Source organism: Commensalibacter papalotli (ex Servin-Garciduenas et al. 2014) (genome assembly GCF_000527695.1).
GTDB lineage: Bacteria > Pseudomonadota > Alphaproteobacteria > Acetobacterales > Acetobacteraceae > Commensalibacter > Commensalibacter papalotli.
Genome location: NZ_ATSX01000001.1, coordinates 376,454 through 394,870, shown reverse-complemented (window position 1 = coordinate 394,870; position 18,417 = coordinate 376,454). Strand labels below are relative to the sequence as shown.

At 36.8% G+C, this 18,417-nt stretch carries 19 protein-coding genes; 13 read left to right on the top strand and 6 right to left on the bottom strand.

The window, feature by feature from the left end; genetic code table 11:
* The first annotated feature begins 6 nt into the window (after window positions 1-6).
* From COMX_RS01780 to COMX_RS01770, 3 genes are read left to right on the top strand one after another with little or no spacing between them, the layout of a single operon-like run.
* Window positions 7-747 (top strand): ABC transporter ATP-binding protein, encoded by a 741-nt coding sequence (locus COMX_RS01780; RefSeq protein WP_034336347.1) that lies wholly within the window; start codon window positions 7-9, stop codon window positions 745-747.
* On the top strand, window positions 744-1,505 hold the full coding sequence (locus tag COMX_RS01775) for an ABC transporter permease (protein WP_034336344.1): 762 nt from the start codon (window positions 744-746) through the stop codon (window positions 1,503-1,505). Before COMX_RS01780 ends, COMX_RS01775 begins: the two co-directional genes overlap by 4 nt.
* A 6-nt stretch (window positions 1,506-1,511) precedes the next feature.
* On the top strand, window positions 1,512-1,808 hold the full coding sequence (locus tag COMX_RS01770) for a hypothetical protein (protein ID WP_034336341.1): 297 nt from the start codon (window positions 1,512-1,514) through the stop codon (window positions 1,806-1,808).
* A gap of 81 nt (window positions 1,809-1,889) precedes the next feature.
* On the opposite strand, the gene COMX_RS10540 is transcribed toward COMX_RS01770, so the two are convergent.
* Window positions 1,890-4,874, bottom strand: coding sequence for an esterase-like activity of phytase family protein (locus COMX_RS10540; RefSeq protein WP_051461778.1), 2,985 nt, complete (start codon window positions 4,872-4,874; stop codon window positions 1,890-1,892).
* Window positions 4,875-4,929: 55 nt separating this feature from the next.
* On the bottom strand, window positions 4,930-5,226 hold the full coding sequence (locus tag COMX_RS01760; RefSeq protein ID WP_034336338.1) for a YciI family protein: 297 nt from the start codon (window positions 5,224-5,226) through the stop codon (window positions 4,930-4,932).
* A gap of 140 nt (window positions 5,227-5,366) precedes the next feature.
* Between COMX_RS01760 and COMX_RS01755 the strand changes: the two genes are divergently transcribed.
* From COMX_RS01755 to ccmI, 7 genes are all read left to right on the top strand, one after another.
* Window positions 5,367-6,122, top strand: a complete 756-nt coding sequence (locus tag COMX_RS01755; RefSeq protein ID WP_051461777.1) for a heme ABC transporter permease — start codon at window positions 5,367-5,369, stop codon at window positions 6,120-6,122.
* Window positions 6,123-6,133: 11 nt separating this feature from the next.
* The gene (ccmD, locus tag COMX_RS11430) at window positions 6,134-6,274 is read left to right on the top strand and encodes a heme exporter protein CcmD (protein WP_084051490.1); all 141 of its coding nucleotides are present in this window, start codon (window positions 6,134-6,136) and stop codon (window positions 6,272-6,274) included.
* Complete coding sequence (gene ccmE, locus COMX_RS01750; protein ID WP_034336335.1) at window positions 6,271-6,765, top strand: cytochrome c maturation protein CcmE; 495 nt, start codon at window positions 6,271-6,273, stop codon at window positions 6,763-6,765. The genes ccmD and ccmE overlap by 4 nt, the downstream gene beginning before the upstream one ends.
* 185 nt (window positions 6,766-6,950) lie before the next feature.
* Window positions 6,951-8,927: a heme lyase CcmF/NrfE family subunit gene (locus COMX_RS01745; protein ID WP_034338679.1), complete on the top strand. Its 1,977-nt coding sequence runs from the start codon at window positions 6,951-6,953 to the stop codon at window positions 8,925-8,927.
* A gap of 1 nt (window position 8,928) precedes the next feature.
* Window positions 8,929-9,474 carry a DsbE family thiol:disulfide interchange protein gene (locus COMX_RS01740; RefSeq protein WP_034336332.1) on the top strand — a complete coding sequence of 182 codons (546 nt, stop codon included), beginning with the start codon at window positions 8,929-8,931 and terminating at the stop codon, window positions 9,472-9,474.
* 11 nt (window positions 9,475-9,485) lie between these two features.
* Entirely contained in the window at window positions 9,486-9,947 is a 462-nt protein-coding gene (locus tag COMX_RS01735; protein WP_034336329.1) for a cytochrome c-type biogenesis protein, read from the top strand.
* Between the two features lie 6 nt (window positions 9,948-9,953).
* Window positions 9,954-10,694, top strand: coding sequence for a c-type cytochrome biogenesis protein CcmI (gene ccmI / locus COMX_RS01730; RefSeq protein ID WP_034336326.1), 741 nt, complete (start codon window positions 9,954-9,956; stop codon window positions 10,692-10,694).
* A gap of 38 nt (window positions 10,695-10,732) precedes the next feature.
* Here the strand turns inward: ccmI and COMX_RS01725 are convergent, their stop codons facing one another.
* Together COMX_RS01725 and COMX_RS01720 are read right to left on the bottom strand one after the other, a co-directional pair.
* Entirely contained in the window at window positions 10,733-11,251 is a 519-nt protein-coding gene (locus COMX_RS01725; RefSeq protein WP_034336323.1) for a hypothetical protein, read from the bottom strand.
* 153 nt (window positions 11,252-11,404) lie between these two features.
* The gene (locus tag COMX_RS01720; RefSeq protein ID WP_034336320.1) at window positions 11,405-11,584 is read right to left on the bottom strand and encodes a (2Fe-2S)-binding protein; all 180 of its coding nucleotides are present in this window, start codon (window positions 11,582-11,584) and stop codon (window positions 11,405-11,407) included.
* Window positions 11,585-11,803: 219 nt separating this feature from the next.
* Between COMX_RS01720 and bfr the strand changes: the two genes are divergently transcribed.
* Window positions 11,804-12,283 carry a bacterioferritin gene (gene bfr / locus COMX_RS01715; RefSeq protein ID WP_034336318.1) on the top strand — a complete coding sequence of 160 codons (480 nt, stop codon included), beginning with the start codon at window positions 11,804-11,806 and terminating at the stop codon, window positions 12,281-12,283.
* 662 nt (window positions 12,284-12,945) lie between these two features.
* Here bfr and COMX_RS11170 read toward each other — a convergent pair.
* The gene (locus tag COMX_RS11170; protein WP_200867594.1) at window positions 12,946-13,089 is read right to left on the bottom strand and encodes a hypothetical protein; all 144 of its coding nucleotides are present in this window, start codon (window positions 13,087-13,089) and stop codon (window positions 12,946-12,948) included.
* Window positions 13,090-13,345: 256 nt separating this feature from the next.
* Here COMX_RS11170 and COMX_RS01710 point away from each other — a divergent pair, with 256 nt between their 5' ends.
* Together COMX_RS01710 and COMX_RS01705 are read left to right on the top strand one after the other, a co-directional pair.
* A complete protein-coding gene (locus COMX_RS01710; protein ID WP_034336315.1) occupies window positions 13,346-16,057 on the top strand; it encodes a M16 family metallopeptidase in 2,712 nt (903 codons plus the stop codon).
* A 62-nt stretch (window positions 16,058-16,119) separates the two neighbouring features.
* Window positions 16,120-17,166: a glycosyltransferase gene (locus COMX_RS01705; RefSeq protein WP_034336314.1), complete on the top strand. Its 1,047-nt coding sequence runs from the start codon at window positions 16,120-16,122 to the stop codon at window positions 17,164-17,166.
* A gap of 60 nt (window positions 17,167-17,226) precedes the next feature.
* On the opposite strand, the gene COMX_RS01700 is transcribed toward COMX_RS01705, so the two are convergent.
* The gene (locus COMX_RS01700; RefSeq protein ID WP_084051489.1) at window positions 17,227-18,345 is read right to left on the bottom strand and encodes a quinone-dependent dihydroorotate dehydrogenase; all 1,119 of its coding nucleotides are present in this window, start codon (window positions 18,343-18,345) and stop codon (window positions 17,227-17,229) included.
* Between the last annotated feature and the right edge of the window lie 72 nt (window positions 18,346-18,417).

The following is an 18,417-nucleotide window of genomic DNA, read 5'->3' as shown; positions in this document are numbered from 1 at the left end:
TTTATTGTGTTATCTATTGCCCCAACTATTCATATTCAAGACTTAACACTAAATTATCAAAATAAACCTATTTTTTCTGAATTAAGCACTTGTTTTCCTGGTGGGAAATTTAGTATTTTATTGGGTGCCAGTGGTGTCGGCAAAAGCAGCTTGCTTAAAATGATCGCTGGATTACTGCCTATTACACAAGGTCAAATCATCTCTGATCACCCTGAAACCATGACCCATCAAATCAGCTATATGGCGCAACAAGATTTGCTTATGCCTTGGGCAACAGTTTTAAAGAATGTTATGTTAGGCAGCAAATTACGTAAAGAAAAAGCAGATAAAAACCGCGCACAAGATATTTTAAAACAAGTGGGATTAAGCCAAGTTTATAACCAATATCCTGCCCAGCTTTCTGGAGGAATGCGTCAGCGCGCAGCTTTGGCACGAACCTTATATGAGGATCGTTCAATAATCTTAATGGATGAGCCTTTTTCTGCGTTGGATAGTGTAACACGCGCAAAAATGCAGGATTATACAGCTAAGCTTTTAAAGGGAAAAACAGTTATATTAATCACGCATGATCCTTTTGAAGCATGCCGACTGGGCGAACATATTCAAGTGCTGGCTGGAAATCCTGTGCAAATTTATGATATCCCCTCTATTCAAGGCGCTATTCCTCGCCATCCAGAGGATTTACATGTGCAACAAGCGCAAGCCAATCTATTAACTTTGTTAATTGAGAAAAGCACCCTCTCATGAATGCTATCCCTCTCTATTTTCGCATACCAGTATTATTGGTTGGCTTGTTGTGTATATGGCAAGGAATATATCTGTTTTTAGGAATCCCATCCTATTTACTGCCCTCTCCTATATCTGTCTTTATCGCTTTTAAAGACAATCAACTCTTATTATGGAGTGCTGCATTAACCACATTCAACGAAACAATCATAGGGCTTATCCTAGGGTGCGGCTTGGGAATGATATTAGCACTTATGATGAGTTTAGTCCCTTTTATTCGGCAGTGGTTAATGCCAGTCATTTTAATCAGCCAATCTATTCCAACCTTTGCATTGGCACCTTTACTGGTTTTATGGTTTGGGTTTGGGATTAGCTCTAAAATCGTTATGGCTATGATTATGATTTTCTTTCCCGTGACCTCTGCCTTTTTTGACGGATTAAGCCGTACCCCACCAGAATGGATAGAACTTGGAAAAACCATGAATTCCTCCCCCTTAAGACAATTACTATTTATTCGCATCCCCGCAGCCTTACCCTCCTTTGCTTCTGGATTACGTATCGCCACAGCCATTGCACCCATCGGTGCCGTTGTTGGGGAATGGGTTGGCGCGTCTTCTGGGTTGGGATTTTTAATGCAAAACGCTAATAGCCGATTTCAAACCGACCTTATGTTTGCTGCATTATTTATTTTATCTATGATGACAATATGCTTATGGGGAATAGTAGCCATAGGCACTAAAAAGCTTATTCCATGGGCAGAAAACACAAAAGATTTATAGTGAACAATGAGTGACCAATATAAACTAACTCTTTATCAAGCTCTGCCCAATCAATTTTTCTTTAGCTTTGCAAAAGAAATAAATAAAAACACCATATTTCATGATTTTGATGTGACAATCAATTCTGTTAATTGTGTTTATCAAACCCTTTTGGAGAACAAAGAGATTTTATCTTGGGGTGGTGACTTTAATCTTTATCACCAAAGCTCAGAAATATTTTTAACTATCAATGAGGGAAATATCACTGAAATAAAAGCAACAATTTTCAAATATTCCAGCAATTCAACGTTAATTTTGTATTGATAAAGCTGGAAGAGTGATATCTTCTATTAAAAAGGGAATCTATTTTGAAAAAAGATTCCCTTTTTAAAAATTATAATCTACTTACTCTACTAAATAAGAGCCAGTTTCTAAAATCTGGATGGATAAAATTGTATTTTTAGCACTCTCTATTGAGTTTAATGGGATTAAAGCATTCCCTGATGTCCATCTGGCATGAGTTTGAGACTGGGGTAACCATCCAGACAGATCACCTCCAGATAGATGGGTATCAATAATATGTTTATGATAATCTTGATGTCTTGTGATATTACCTACTAAAACACCATGAACATAACGGTTATCTGAAAAAGGTCCGTAAACATCACATGGACGATAAGTTCTAGATACCAAACGAACATTTTTAACGGTTGATGGTAACTCAAACAAAGCCTCTTTATCCCCAATCTTTATAGGAGCAATCTTATTCCTATCATCCGTAATTAAATATAAATTAGGATTATTCGTTCTTTCTTTTTTTCCTTGAACAGGCTGAACAAAGTGCTTATCTGCACGAAGATTTAAGTAATCAAAAATAGCTTTTGCACCACCTCTTTTTGTAATTAAAGGTGCTGCTGCGTCTCTATCCCAATCTTTTGAATTAGATAAAGCATAATTACTAAGCGCTTTGCTGGTAAAATAATGACGGTTTCCTGTATCTAAATAACTTTCTGACAAAGCACCATTCGCTGAAATAATACTGTGTCGTTCTAACTCTATATGGTAATAGTCATACGTTTTAAATGAATGATCATAAAATATTGTTTTTCCATTCACCAACAAACGAACAGGAACAAAACAACCATCAAAAACCATACAATGCTCGGCGGTTACGTATAAGTCAGCAAAAGGCACGCCTTCTTCAAATGCATTTCGGCGAATGCAAACAGGATATCCAGCTAAATCATCATGTTTATATGCAACCACGGTTGTTGTTTGTTTCCCCACCCAAGTCACCTGACGTAACTGCCAAATATTATTGTGCCCCAGGCAATATACTAAATCTCCAGGTACAATATCCTCAACACGCACCATTCCCTGTTGCGCACGAATGAACGTTCCCGCTAGAAAACAAGCATCTCCATCGTCTAATACCAAACTAATAAACTGTGTTTTATACTGGCTTGCATTAAAATTATTATCAGAAACTAAAATTAAAGACTGACGGCCATCTGGTAATTTAGGCCCTAGGGTCATTCCTTCTAAATTATCAATCTTTGTTTCATTCGTATTAAGTTTATTGATAATTGAAGGATCTTGTGAATCAAATATTTTAATTTTTTCCATTGTTTTAGTATTAGTAGAATTTATATTTTCTATATCTAAAACATTTTGTGCGCCCACTAAACTAACCTTATAAATACGCACACGACTTCTAGCTGCTCCTTGAGAAGCACCCACTTGATTCGTATTATCCCCTCTTTCCATAACTAAAAGCGTATTATTATCCAAGGATAAAATTTCAGATATACCATTACTGGTTGCATCAATTGTGGATGGTCTATCTGTATAATATGCGTATTGTGCAACTATGTTACCATTAGCATCATATTTTGTAATTCGAGAATATCCTGTAGCATCTCCTGTTAAATTACGCTCCATAGAAACATAATAAGATCCATCAGGTGCAAAAGTTGACCCTTCCAAACTCAAATTATCTTGCGCACGAGTAGCAATATTATTTGGAACTGCAATTTTACTGACCGAACCATCTTTATGATAATGATATATTCCAGAGGGTTTTTCCTCTGTTGTATACCAAAAACCATCTCCATTAGGATCAAGGCGAATAGATTCAGCATCAGCAATCGGTTGACCTTTTTCATTAAGTAAAGGTTGCGCACTTACGAATTCTACTTTTGGTATAGAATTTACATCTGTTAATCCGGTCAATTTAATACGATATATTACAGATTCCCCAACTGAAGCACCAGGGTAACGTCCAGATTGATGATCAGATTCAACAATGTAAGTATCTGTTTTAGGATCATAATCAATCCCTGATAATCCCCCTATTGTATAAGATAAATTACTAGTCGGGTCCGTAAAAATATAGTCAACAGGCAGCCCAACCTGATTTAAATAATGAAGCTGTAATGAATCATATTGAGGCTGAATAGCAAAACTTGCAAATTGTGTTTTTTCTTGAGTTTCGCTGTTTTTATTATCAGACACTAATATTAAAGACGATCTGCCATCAGATAAGGTTGGCCCCAAGCTCATCCCTTCAATATTATTAAATTGAATTTCTTTGGTATTTGAACTTTGATTAATAGGTGGCTTTATTGAATTGAAAATTAATTTTTTTAATACAGGTATTGTATTTTCAGAAGTTAAATGAGAGATATTTAAAACATTTTGCGCATCATTAAGATTAATCTCATAAATCCTGACGTGGCTTATGGAACTGTCTGTCAAAGCGTTTTGACGTTCACCAAACCCTCTTTCCAAAACTAATAATTGCTTATCATTTAACGCAAGTATTGCTAAGATTCCATTAGGGGTAGCATCTATATCGGAAGGCCTGTCGGTATAATATGCATATTGTGCAACAACATTCCCTTCTTTATCAAACTTCGTTATGCGTGTATATCCTGTTGCATCCTTTATCAAATTCCTTTCCATTGAAACAAAATATGACCCATCAGGAGAAAAGGTTGACCCTTTGAAACTTTTCTCTGCTGGAATTGTATCAAGCTTTGTTTGAGAACCATCTAAATGATAATGGTAAATACTAGGTGACGTTTCTTGAGTTGTTACCCAAAATCCATCCCCCTTGGGATCTCTTCGAATAGAGTCAATATTATTAATTTTTGAGAGATCAAGTGCATTTTTTTCAAATTCTATTTGTGGTGAACCATCTGAATTATATAGTCCTGTAAATTTAAAACTATACACAGCGGTTGGTTTACCATCATCCCCAAAGTCTGATTGAGCAGAATAAGTATCAGTAACAGGATCATAATCAATTTTTGATAATCCGCCGACTTTATAATCATCATAAGTGAAATCTGTAGGCAAATCAGCCTGATTTAAATATTGAAGACGCATCTTGTTCTCTACCTTGAAATTTTTTTATTATTTACAACTTAATATTAATTATTGATCACAACCCCAACATTTTACCTTCATAAGCCACCAGTTTGTAAGGACGAATAATAACACTCTCAAACAGCCCAGCTTTAGCGTAAGGATCACTTATTGCAAATCCTTCAGCAGCTGGACGATCTTCCATATCAATCACTATCAAAGATCCACAACTTTGCCCTTTTTGATTTAATAAAGGGCCGCAAAGCTTTAAATATTTTTCATAGGTTTTTAAATATGCTAAATGTTCTGGACGCACAGCCATTCTTAATTCTGTACAATCAGGTTTATCAGTGCACATAATAACAAATAACATTTTTATTTCCTTATTATAAATTCATTAATAATTACTTATTATGCATATAAAAAATCATCATTCTACTTTTAAAATTGAAAAAAAAATCTTTCACTAGTAATACTATGTTAATTTTTGTTCTATGATATATATATCTTTAAATGACAGATACATCTTTGCCACCTCAACAACAATCTCGCTTTAATATCCACCGCCTAGCCAATCCTGGATTTTTTTTGCGCTTTGCAACAATCATTCAACCTTGGATTAATGTTAGTGCAGCACTATGCCTAGTTATTGGCCTAGTTTGGGGACTATTTTATTCGCCCGCTGACTGGCAACAAGGGGACAGCGTTCGAATTATGTATATTCATGTTCCTATGGCAATCCTAGCCAGCGGTGGTTATTTTGCTTTGGCGGTCTGTGCCTTATGCTCATTGATTTGGAAACACCCTTTGGCTGATTTAGCCGCAGAAGAAATCGGCCCTGTTGGTGCTGTCATTACAGCATTATGTTTAATTACAGGCTCTTTATGGGGGAAACCCATGTGGGGAACATGGTGGGTATGGGATGCCAGATTAACCTCTGTTTTAGTTTTATTCTTTTTATATTTGGGGCATATTACCTTGTTGCATGCCTTTGATGATCAACAAAAAGGATATAAAGCTGCAGCTATTTTAGCTTTGGTTGGCGTTTTTGATTTACCTATCATTAAATTTAGTGTTAATTGGTGGAACACTTTACACCAACCAAGTACATTCAGTTTGACCCATGCACCTTCAATGAGTTTTTCAATGATGTGGCCTTTATTTTTTTGCTTTGCAGGGCTTGCTTTAGGTTTTATTGCATTGGTATGTATTCGATTACGAACTGCTATTCTTGAACGTCAAATCCGTCACATTTTATTAAATGAATAGGCCATTCCTTTATGACCCATTTACCTTATTTGATTGCTGCTTATGGAATTACTATTATCGCTCTTGGAACAATTTCCTTGCATTCCTGGACCAGACTCAAACAAGTACAAAAAAAACTTTCCCAGCTGCAAAATAACAATAAGCCATCATGAAACGTAAAACAAAAAGATTATGGATTACTCTGTCTGCTATGGGTTCTTTTGCCATTGCCATTATTTTAATCCTTTCTGCTTTTTCCAGTAATCTTGTTTATTTCAAAGCGCCTTCACAGCTTATTAACCATCCTACTGAACAAGGAACAACAATCCGATTAGGAGGAATGGTTATGGCTAATTCTTTGCATTACTCACACAAAGATCAAACCCCTACAGCACAATTCAAAGTAACCGATGGTCAAGCTGCTATTGAAGTGCATTATACTGGTATTTTACCCGATTTATTTCGTGAGGGGCAAAGCGTTATTGCTATTGGCAGTTTGGATAAAAACAATGTTTTTACTGCTAATGAGGTTCTTGCTAAGCATGATGAAACCTATATGCCCAAAGAAGTTGCCGAAGCACTCCGTAAAAGTGGTAAGTGGGATCCTAAATATGGCCCTCCACCTGATGCCCAAACCTGGGATCATATGACAAAACCAAAATAATAATATGAGTTTTTTTATTACCTACTCCAATATAAAAACTCATCCTTATTTTTAATATAACGCTGTAAATATCAATAAAACCTCAACTTAGTTTCAATTTTCTTATTTTCTTTTAAAACAGCTTTCGTTAAGAATGATTTTTTGCCTTCACCCATAGACTTTGGATAAAGACTGTGATCTCAAAAATATTAAGCCCAGAATTTGGTCATTTTACTCTGGCATTAGCCTGTTGCCTTGCAGGAGCACAATGTTTAATCCCGCTAATGGGCGCCAAAGTCAAAAATAGTCGTTTAATGGCTTTGGCTTCTCCTTTGGCATGGGGACAGTTTTTAGCATTAACGTTGGCTTTTGCATGTTTGGTCACAGCTGCGGTTACAGATGATTTCTCTGTGCAAAATATCTTGCAAAACAGTGCTGTTGATAAGCCCTTACTTTATAAAATCACAGGGGTTTGGGGAAATCATGAAGGGTCTATTTTACTATGGGCTTTTATCTTGGCATTCTTTGGCGCCATTGTCTCTGCCTATAGTCAGCATCTTCCGCTTTCTTTACGTGCCAAAGTCATAGCGATTATGGGTGGCAGTGCCGCTGGATTTGAGCTTTTCTGTTTAACCACGTCCAATCCTTTCCTTCGTGTATGGCCAGCACCTTTGGATGGGCAAGGTATGAATCCTTTATTACAAGATCCTGGGCTAGCCTTTCATCCCCCTATTCTTTATATGGGTTACGTTGGTTTTGCAGTCCCCTTCGCCTTTGCTGTTGCAGCTTTACTCGAAGGTAAAGTTGATGCGGCATGGGGACGTTGGGTACGTCCTTGGACAGTATTGGCTTGGGCATTATTAACGTGTGGCATTGCCTTGGGGTCTTGGTGGTCCTATTATGTTCTGGGTTGGGGAGGCTATTGGTTTTGGGATCCTGTAGAAAATGCATCTTTGCTTCCATGGTTGACAGGAACCGCTTTGTTACATTCTGCTTTAGTAGTGGAAAAAAGAGAATCGCTCAAAATCTGGACGATTTTGCTGGCAATAGGCACATTCTCCCTTTCTTTAAGTGGAACTTTCTTGGTTCGCTCTGGTATTTTAAACTCTGTGCATGCTTTTGCTTCTGATCCTGCCAGAGGGGTATTTATTTTATTGTTATTAGCCGTCATTAGTGGTGGCGCTTTGTTACTTTTTGCTTGGCGTGCACCGACATTGACATCAACAGGAATATTTGCTTTCTTTTCACGTGAAGGTTCAATTGTCTTAAACAATATTTTACTCTGCACCATGTCAGCAGTGGTTTTAACGGGAACCCTTTATCCCCCTTTTATTCAGCTGATTAATGGTCAAACCCTTTCTGTTGGTAAACCCTTTTTCGATAATGCCCTTATTCCAATCGCGCTCTTTTTATTCTTGGTTATGGCAATAGGCCCTGTCATCGCGTTTAAAAAAGGAAATATCAAGCAAACAGCAAAGATACTGGGATTCGCAGCATGCTTATCCATTTCAAATGTTGTTATTGCTTTCCTTATCTTACACCAAATTATACCCGCGCTAGCTAGTAGCCTTTGTATATGGATTATACTGAGCGCTTGCTCGGACTTTATTAAGCATATTGCTTTGTTTAAAACTTCAATTAGCAATAGTTATAATCGTATAATCGGACTGCCACGCTCTTTTTATGCAACGTATATTGCACACATAGGCGTTGCCATTACAATCTTAGGCATTATTGGCATGGCCGCCAGCCAGCAAAAAATCGTTGAGGTGCCTATTGGAACTACTATTCATTTAGCTGGATATGATTGGACCTTAACTAATGTAGATGATCGCCAAGGCCCTAATTTTATTTCCACTGAAGCGGTAATCAAAGTTTCAAAAAATGGCAAACCAATCACTTGGATGCTCCCTTCGCGCCGTTTCTTTGATCGCCAAAAACAAGTGATAACAAATGTGGCTATTCATACAAATTTAATGTCTGATCTTTATGCAGTTTTAGGCGACAGCAAAAATAGTACCCAAACAACGCCCTTATTTGTCTTGCGTCTACATTATAATCCTTTGGCTCCTTGGATTTGGATTGGTGGATTTATTATGGCTATTGGTGGGTTTATTACTTTAACGGATCGTCGTTTCAGAGTTGGAACCCCTGCCAATAGAAAAAGAATAAAGGAAGTTTGAAATGCAAGACATTACCCGTCGACGTTTATTATGGTCTCTTCCCTTTGCCACCGCCGCTGTTGCAGGTGGTGGTTTTTTGGCCATGCTTTCTGGAATACGCAAAGGCAATTTTGATCCCAAAGAAATTAACACACCCATTTTAAATAAACCTATCCCTGCCTTTTCTTTGTCAGCTCAACCACCATCCACAGGGTTTAATCAACAAGAATTGCAACAACAAACTGAACCTGTTTTAATTAATTTTTTTGCTTCTTGGTGCATTCCCTGCCTGACTGAAATGAGTATGTTACAACAATTATCCAGCCATATTTCGATTTGGGGCATTGCTTACAAAGATAAACAAAACTCAGTCTCGGGTTTTTTAAAACGTAACGGAAACCCTTATCAACGTATCGGACAGGATAATAATGGTAATGTTGGGATTGAGTGGGGTGTTTCTGGTGTGCCAGAAAGCTTCTTGGTTATGCCAGGAGGCATTATTAAATGGCATTATCCAAAGCCATTGACCGTTAACTCCACCCAAACGCTTCTTTCCTTATTAAAGTAAGGAAAAAAATCATGCGTTTTATAACTTTTATTTTCCTTTTTTGTCTAGGCCTCTCTGCTCCAATAGTTGCTTTTGGAATAGACAGTCCCGATGAAATGCTGAAAAATCCTGTGCAAGAACAACGCGCTCAACATATTGGCGCACAGTTAAGATGCCTAGTTTGCCAAAATGAAAGCATTGAAGATAGCAGTGCAGATCTAGCAAAGGATTTACGTAAAGTGGTCAGACAGAGAATCAAAGGTGGCGATAATGATCAGCAAGTCATGCAATGGATGGTAGATCGCTATGGAAATTTTATTCGTTTAAGTCCACCTTTTACCCTAACCACAGCTCTTTTATGGTTCATGCCTGTATTGGGATTGGTCATAGGATGTGTGGTGGCATTTGTTACATTGCGCAAAAAAAATAAAATAGCCAGTACAGAACTAAGTAAAGAAGAGCGACAACGTCTCTCCGAGTTAATGAAAGAGTAAAACAAAATGTTATGGATCGTTATTATTCTTTTTAGCTTACTTTGTTTACTTCCTTGTTGGATAACATTATACAAAGCCCCGACAGTCACCAATGCACAACAATCCGCATTGCGTGTTTACCAATCACAGCTAAAAGAACTAAAAAATTATTTAGAACATGGATTAATTTTAAAAACAGAATATGATCAAGCTCAGCTTGAAATACAAAGAAGACTACTTAAAAGTGACCCCTCTTCTGCAACAACAGCTCCCTTACAATCTGTTTTATCCACAAGCGGATTTGTGGCCATTGCTTTGGGACTTTTATGTATTCCTATGGCGGCCATGGGATTGTACATAATGAACGGCGTTCCTGCTTTACCCGCAGCACCCTTGGCACCAAGAATGGCCGAGCAAGAAGAAATGAACAAAAAAATTGTTCCTTATATTGAACAATTAAAAGCCAAATTAACAACCTTATCAGTGATGAATCCAAAACGAGTAGAGGGATATCTACTCTTGGGTAAAATTGAGGCTTCTCGGGGTAATTTACCTGCTGCTGTAGTGGCATGGAAAGAAGCTTTAAATCAGCAATATGATCCCAACCTTGCAGCTCAAATCGCTGAATTACAAACTCAAATAGAGGGAAAAGTCTCAACTGACAGCGTTAATTTATTCCGAAAAGCTCTGGAAGCCGCACCTCAAGATGCTCCATGGAGAGCGCTTGCCGAGCAACGCATTACTCAATATGAAAAAACACATCCATAGTATAAAATTGTTCTGGCTTTTCAAACTACAGTAATCTGTTAAGAAAATGGATTTTCAGAGAATACAGCTTTACGATGTTCCTGTTTTTTAGGTGGGTTAACATTACATGACACTAGATAAAGTCCACAGACAGACAAAATATTACTGATACAATAAAATAAAGTAATGCGCCCCACCAAGGTACCTGCGGTCATCCATATATAAACACTATAAAGCGCGAACGGAATCGAAATAATTCGAATACCAAACAAATGGTAACGTAAGGGATTTACGAAGCCCTCCCTAACTAATCCTTGGCTTTGATGTACATAAGCATAAAAACAGCTCATCATCACACAAGACATTAAATTATAAGTTGAATGAAACAGTCCTACACCATACAAAAACATGGGTAATAACAAAAACGCAAATGAGAAAATTACTGAACCCAATACTAAGTTTGTACCCACACGCAGATTCATCTTTTCACCTGGCAAACGATTCGCAAGAGGTTGAAAAAGCGTATCGAGTATCCAAAAGTCAATTTTGACCAATATATTATCAGTATTTTTTGACATTATTCCCTCTAGATGCCGATTTTTAATTCATTCATTAGTAATAGATATAACCAACAAGGTAAATTAAATTTCAATTCTACATTATAAAAAACAAAAAAAAGCCCGTTCATTACAAACGAGCTGAGATAAGTTCAAGAAACAAAATATATAAATCTATGCCGGAACAGCGTCTTTCTTGTGCTCTTTAAGCATATTAACAATCCTGTTAACACACCGACCACAATCAGGTTTGCACCCACAAGATTCATAGACCGCACTAGGGCGATCTGCACCGCCCTGAATTGCGTTACCAACATCCCTATCAGTTAAAGCCCTACATGAACAAATATACATTGCCAAAACGCTCCAAGACAACAAAGTTGTTAATAATGATATTAATAACCATTCTCAACTCTATTGTCCAGTTTTTTTTTAAAAAAAATTGAAAAAATGAATTTTATTTCACTTTATGCTTTTTACTTATGTGAATAAAAGTGGTATGGTAACCAAGTAAGGTTAATAAATAGCCTACAAGAAACAAAATATAATTATAACTTTCCTAGAGAAACAAAAATGATCAAAGACAAAAAAGTTATTGAATTTTTAAATATTCAATTAACCAACGAATTAACTGCTATTAATCAATACTTCATTCATTCTCGTACTTTAAACCATTGGGGCATCACAAAACTCGGTAAAAAAGAATACCAAGAATCTATTGAAGAAATGAAGCATGCTGACACGATCATTGAACGTATCTTAATGCTTGATGGTCTTCCAAACATGCAACGATTAAACACCATTCAAATTGGTGAAAACGTTGAAGAAATGTTGCAATCTGATCTCGCATTAGAAATCAAAGCTTGTAAAGACCTTCGTGAAGCAATCGCATATTGCGAATCTGTTCATGATTTCGTTAGCCGTGATCTTTTCTTGGGTATCCTTGCATCGGAAGAAAGTCATATTGATTTTATTGAAACACAATTCGATTTGATCAAACGTATCACTATTGAACGTTATATCACTTTAAATTCTGACGATTCAGCAGAATAATCATTATTAGTAAAGACGGTTTACTCCGTCTTTACTGATATATCGAAATAATTCGATAATCGAATCAGAAGATAAATTTTTTTCTCTAGCATTTATCACAATAAGCTTAGATAACTCATACAGCGTATTTAACATACCACTATTAACAAAATATGATGACCTAAGGCTATAAGATACTTTGTCTGAACGTAAAAAACAAAAAATTGCTAGATCTTCAAGATAAGTAAACCGTTTAATAGTCGCGTATTTAACTGCGACAAATTCTAGATATTCCTTCCCAATCTTCACCAGTATCTATAGTTAATTCTTTGGCTGTTTTAATTCAATCAGGTGTTAAAGTTAAACCAGGATTAATACAATTAATACAAATGTTATCCTTGATAACTTCAGTTGTTTACGTTTTTAGAAAACATCATCAAAGCTACTTTGGTAACGTTATAAATTGGTTTATACCAAAAAAGTTGAGCTGTGCAAAGCCCAATAGAACTGCCATTTACCTTCAAATGCTTCCACTATGGTTTCGTTTAAACATCTACCAGTATTGTTAACTCGTATATCCGCTCCGCCAAAGATTTTATTAACAAGAGATGCAATGTTATCAGCACCCTCAGCCTATAGCCACGTCAGAAGAAATAGGGTTACCCATCACATCAAATTTATCTCTAAGAGACTTTTTCCGCCTCTTCTAAACATCTCTTTTGACGAGCAACCAAAGCAATATGTACATTAGCAAACCCTTTGGCAACTGCCCACCCAATAACTGCGCGGGCTCCTGTAATAACTGTAACTTTGTCTTTTAGACCCATATCGATAATATTATTTCTTGTTTAACAATCTAAAATAGTTAGAAAGCTATTGAAACTATTGATTTTTTAAATTTAATTTCAAACCACATTTCATAATGATTACAAATCATTTATTTAATCAAAATTATTAAGATCCTGTCTATACTGAATACACCAATCACTGAGTAATCATAATCACCGATATTAATTTTACTAAATGCCTTTTTTCCATTAACCTATTCTTAATTATATCAATAAATACAGGACGACAGTAACGATGAAATTAACATTGGGTACAGCGACGCTTTCTCTTGCTTTACTGGCATCGACCCCTTTTATGGGGACTCTTTCTTTCCCTCAAAATGCCTATGCACAACAATCAATACCAGAATCCTCTGTCCTTGTTAAACAAGATGTACTCCGAAAAACACTTGGGAACGGTCTGCGTGTTATTGTCGTCAAGGATCCATTAGCCCCAGTCGTTACCGCACAAATCAGTTATCTTGTCGGTTCTAATCAAGCACCCAACGGATTTCCAGGTACTGCTCATGCTTTGGAACATATGATGTTTCGCGGTAGCACAGGTTTAGATAAAGATCAACTTGCTGTTCTTGGGGCACAATTAGGTGGCAGCTATAATGCTTTTACCACTGAAAACATCACCCAATATTATTATACTGCTCCTGCTGAAGATTTAAACATTATGTTAAAAATTGAGGCTTTACGGATGGGTGGCCTCAGTATCAATGCTGCTGATTGGGAAAAAGAACGTGGAGCAATTGAACAAGAAGTTTCCAGAGATTTATCAAACCCAATTTATAAATACGTCTCTGAACTACAAAAGATTATGTTTGATGGCACACCTTACGAGCATGATGCTTTAGGAACCCGTCCATCTTTTAATAAAACGACTGCCGCCATGTTGCGCAAATTTTATGAAACTTATTATGCTCCTAATAATGCTATTTTAGTTATTTCAGGAGATATAAATCCACAACAAGCCATTGAACAAGTTGAAAAAGATTTTAGTGCTATTCCTCGAAAAGACATTCCTCAAGCAAAACCCTTTACGCTGAAACCAATCAAAGCACAAACTTTAACCTATCCAACTGATTTTCCAACCAGCCTTGTTACCATTGCATGGCGTATGCCTGGTGAAAAATCGAAAGATTTTGCTGTTGCTGATATTTTAAGTGATGTTATTTCCAGCCAACGTGGAGCCTTATATGGCTTGGTTCCGCAAGGCAAGGCGCTTATGGCAGATTTCGAGTATGTTCCCAAAGGTGATGTTGGATTTGGTGTTGCTATTGCTGCTTTTCCAAAAGGGCAAGATTACAAACCAGTTTTGAATGAAGTTAAACAAATCTTACAAAATATTCACGATCACGGAGTTCCTTCTGAACTTGTAGAAGCCGCAAAGCGTAAAGAAATAGCAAGCCTTGCCTTCTCTGCCAACAGCATTACTGGACTGGCCAGTTCTTGGTCAACTGCTTTAGCTTTTCAAGGATTAAATGATCCCAATGAGATGGCTGCAGCTTATCAAGCAGTTACACCTGAACAAGTCAATGCGCTGGCTAAACAAATCTTAAATCCTGAAGAAGCTATTACCGCTATTTTAACACCTGAAAATTCAGGAAAACCAATTTCTAACAAAGGCTATGGCGGAGCGGAATCTTTTGCTTCGGTTCCAGATAAACCTGTTAAACTTCCAGAATGGGCAGAAAATGCGCTTAAAAAGCTTAATATTCCCAAAGAAAGTGCTGCTCCAACCGATATGACACTCAGTAATGGTATACGTTTAATCGTTCAACCTTTACATGTCAGTAACACAATCAGTATTTTTGGAGAAATTAGACAAAATCCAAGCTTGCAAGAGGGTAAGGATAAAGAAGGCATTGCTGATATTACTGATGAGATGTTCAAATATGGAACCAAAAGTCTTGATCGCTTGGCATTTAGAAAAGCAGTCGATGATATTGCAGCAGATGTCAGTGCTGGCAGTAGTTTTTCCTTGTCTGTATTAACCCCAGAATTTGACCGAGGTGTGCAATTGCTTGCTGACAACGAGCTTAACCCTGCTTTCGATCAAAAATTCTTTGATATTGTCAAGCAACAAACCTCTCAATCATTGGTGGGATTATATCAATCTCCTGGCTATCATTTCAGCAGAGCAATTACAAAAGCCATTAATCCACCCAATGACCCAAGCTTGCGTCAACCTAATCCTCAACAAGTCATGAAACTAACATTGAATGATTTAAATGAGTTCTATAAAAAATCATATCGACCAGATTTAACCACCATTGTCGTTGCGGGGAATATTACTCCTGAACAAGCAAAATCCACTGTTGAAAAATATTTTGGTCAATGGAAAGCTGAAGGGCCAAAACCTGATCTTAATATGCCTAAGCGCCCAAACAGCAAAAGCTCTTATGTCCATGTCCCAGACAAAAGCGCTGTGCAAAATAGCGTTGCTTTGGTTGAAAGCATTGACCTAGATATTCACCATCCAGATCATTACCTTTTAAATCTTGGAAATGAAGTGTTAAGTGGCGGTTTTGCTGGGCGCTTCTACAAAGATTTACGGGTAAAAACGGGCTATGTATATAATGTAAATAGTGATTTTACTTGGTCTCAAACCAGAGGCGCTTATAGTATTACCTTTGGTGCAGACCCAGACAAGGTTTCCTTGGCACGCAAAGCAGCACTAAAAGATCTTAGCGCTATGCAAACATCGCCAATTACCGAAGATGAACTGCAACTGGCCAAAGCCTCTTTGCTACGCAGCATTCCATTACAGGAATCAAGTGTTAGTGGGATTGCAGGTCGTTATCTGACTTATACGAGTTTAGGGCTGCCTTTAAATAGTTCACATCTTGCTGCTGAAAGCTATTACAAAGCCACCGCAGTTGATGTACAAAAAGCCTTTCAAACTTATATCCGCCCACAAGACCTTGCTCAAATTATCAAAGGTCCTGCAACTCCATAATCACTATATTCTAAGGGTCACATATTCTGGCCTTTAGAATACTATTTATTCAAGGTAATATTATGCAGCATGCACAAGAATGGTTTGATTATATTCTGAGTTCTCAATGGGTAGAGTTAGGAAATAATAACCTTATTCAACCCCAAAGAAATGCTGATGGTATATGGACACTTGGGAAAATTACTGTTTGTGATCAAGATATATTAAATGCTTGCCCTTCTTCTGATATCTCAAATCTTCAAGAATTCCATATTCTCCACGATTCTTGGAAAGCTGCCTCTTTTAAAATTTATAGACCTTTAATTTATTTTTGTGCTTTTGGTAAAAATGAGATCTTTGAATGTGTATATACAGCTATACAATCATTAATAGAATTTGGGCATTGGCAGCATGATATTGCAATTCTTACTTCAGAAGATAAAAAAGACGATTTCCAATTATTACTACTCCTCGCTTCTTTGAATCTAAAGAAAAGATTACACCTTATCATAGTCCCTGCTTCAGAAAAAATTGACTGGTATATATCAAGATATCGTATAGACCATCCTATATTTAAAAAAGCACAACCTATACTTTATCTTGATACAGATATAATGTGTGATGCTCCATTAGATGAACTTTTAATTAGCCTTATTAATAGCCCTCTTATTCATGCATGCAAAGAGGGGGTAATTGATGAAGGTGGTCCAGAAACCAGTGGATATTGGTATGGATGGCGGTTAATGCAAGAAGACCATGTTCCTTTTAATCCTAAAGGGTTTGGTTTTTCTTCTGGAGTATTACTTTTTAATAATACTAAAACAACACAACCATTTTTTGATATGATTAGAAGATCCACTAATGGATTTATCCAAAAGAATGGATATAACGGCGTATCTTATGACCAACGTTTTGCTAATTATATTTTATTAAAATTTAAGCAAGTAGAAATTAATATATTGGAAAAATGGGTGTATTTATACCGTATTCCGCAACAAACTACACTTACACCCAGTGGCAATAATAAGAGAGGATTGGTTCATTTTTTAAATTCTTCAACTGAAAATAAACTAATCACAATGAAAAAATATCTAAATGATCTACGTTTTCGCGCAAAATACAATAATTAGTATAATATAGAACTATCTTCTTTAATTATAAGATAGCTCTAAAATTATTATTTTCTGACTTTAAAGAGCTACCCCTTTTAATTCAGAAATATTTTGAATATTTTCTCGACTTAAAATCTCTATTATTTCTTGCTTCATATTTTGAACTAAACTTGGGCCCTTATAAATCAAAGCACTATAAACTTGTGTAAAGTCTGCTCCATACATGATTTTTTCAATCACATCAGCACCCGTTTCAATTCCTCCACACCCAATCAATGTTAATCGGCCTTTGGAAAGACGAGCCACTCTGGCCAACATTTCTGTGCTTTTTTTGCGAATTGGACGTCCTGATAATCCTCCAGGCTCATAACGAAAATCTCCCTGCAAATCATCAGGACGGGAAATCGTTGTGTTCGTTAAAATTAACCCAGTAATTCCCGCATCTATTGCCGTTTCGACAATAGCTTCGACTTCTTTTTCCTCTAAATCTGGTGCCAACTTCACTAGCAAAGGGGGATGCGCTGGATGTTGATCTTTAATAGCTGCCAAGATTTTTCGCAAACGTGAGGGATGCTGTAAGTCCCTTAACCCTGGAGTATTGGGGGATGAAAGGTTTAGGACAATATAATCTGCATAATGAGAAACCATACCCACAAGATAGGGATAATCTTTTTCAGGATTTGCCCCAATCTTGTTAATCCCGATGTTTACCCCGACAGGGATATGAACTTTTGTTTTAAATGGTCCATGAATATTACGTATACGTGCTAATCTTCCGATAACACGATTAATTCCATCATTATTAAATCCCATACGGTTAATAATTGCGCCATCTTCAATCAAACGGAACAACCGAGGTTTAGGGTTACCCTCTTGTGGGCGAGGTGTCACTGTTCCAACTTCAACAGCACCAAAACCAAGCCTGGATAATGGGGAAATTACCATTGCATTTTTATCAAATCCTGCTGCCAGTCCTATAGGGTTGGGAAAAGATAACCCCATAGCGTTAATCTTTAACCTTGGATCATCCTGCCAAGGTTTACGCCCCCCACAAAATCCAAGTAACAAGCTAGAAATTGCTAAATTATGTCCTGTTTCAGGGCTAAAACATCTAAATCCTTTGAATATCCAGGGATAACAAAATGAAATTACCTCTTGTTCAAGTTTAGATACTCTATCTCCGATTTTTGACTTCATTATTTAATTCCCAATTATGCAATATCTCAAAATAAAAACAGATCCCATCACAGAATCTGTTTTTTCATCTTA

Excerpts from the sequence above, each read along its gene's own strand:
- COMX_RS01775 (WP_034336344.1), top strand. The coding sequence starts at position 744 with ATGAATGCTATCCCTCTCTATTTTCGCATACCAGTATTATTGGTTGGC.
- COMX_RS01770 (WP_034336341.1), top strand. The coding sequence starts at position 1,512 with ATGAGTGACCAATATAAACTAACTCTTTATCAAGCTCTGCCCAATCAA.
- COMX_RS10540 (WP_051461778.1), bottom strand. The coding sequence starts at position 4,874 with ATGCGTCTTCAATATTTAAATCAGGCTGATTTGCCTACAGATTTCACT.
- COMX_RS01760 (WP_034336338.1), bottom strand. The coding sequence starts at position 5,226 with ATGTTATTTGTTATTATGTGCACTGATAAACCTGATTGTACAGAATTA.
- COMX_RS01755 (WP_051461777.1), top strand. The coding sequence starts at position 5,367 with ATGACAGATACATCTTTGCCACCTCAACAACAATCTCGCTTTAATATC.
- ccmD (WP_084051490.1), top strand. The coding sequence starts at position 6,134 with ATGACCCATTTACCTTATTTGATTGCTGCTTATGGAATTACTATTATC.
- ccmE (WP_034336335.1), top strand. The coding sequence starts at position 6,271 with ATGAAACGTAAAACAAAAAGATTATGGATTACTCTGTCTGCTATGGGT.
- COMX_RS01740 (WP_034336332.1), top strand. The coding sequence starts at position 8,929 with ATGCAAGACATTACCCGTCGACGTTTATTATGGTCTCTTCCCTTTGCC.
- COMX_RS01735 (WP_034336329.1), top strand. The coding sequence starts at position 9,486 with ATGCGTTTTATAACTTTTATTTTCCTTTTTTGTCTAGGCCTCTCTGCT.
- ccmI (WP_034336326.1), top strand. The coding sequence starts at position 9,954 with ATGTTATGGATCGTTATTATTCTTTTTAGCTTACTTTGTTTACTTCCT.
- COMX_RS01725 (WP_034336323.1), bottom strand. The coding sequence starts at position 11,251 with ATGTCAAAAAATACTGATAATATATTGGTCAAAATTGACTTTTGGATA.
- COMX_RS01720 (WP_034336320.1), bottom strand. The coding sequence starts at position 11,584 with ATGTATATTTGTTCATGTAGGGCTTTAACTGATAGGGATGTTGGTAAC.
- bfr (WP_034336318.1), top strand. The coding sequence starts at position 11,804 with ATGATCAAAGACAAAAAAGTTATTGAATTTTTAAATATTCAATTAACC.
- COMX_RS11170 (WP_200867594.1), bottom strand. The coding sequence starts at position 13,089 with ATGGGTCTAAAAGACAAAGTTACAGTTATTACAGGAGCCCGCGCAGTT.
- COMX_RS01710 (WP_034336315.1), top strand. The coding sequence starts at position 13,346 with ATGAAATTAACATTGGGTACAGCGACGCTTTCTCTTGCTTTACTGGCA.
- COMX_RS01705 (WP_034336314.1), top strand. The coding sequence starts at position 16,120 with ATGCAGCATGCACAAGAATGGTTTGATTATATTCTGAGTTCTCAATGG.
- COMX_RS01700 (WP_084051489.1), bottom strand. The coding sequence starts at position 18,345 with ATGAAGTCAAAAATCGGAGATAGAGTATCTAAACTTGAACAAGAGGTA.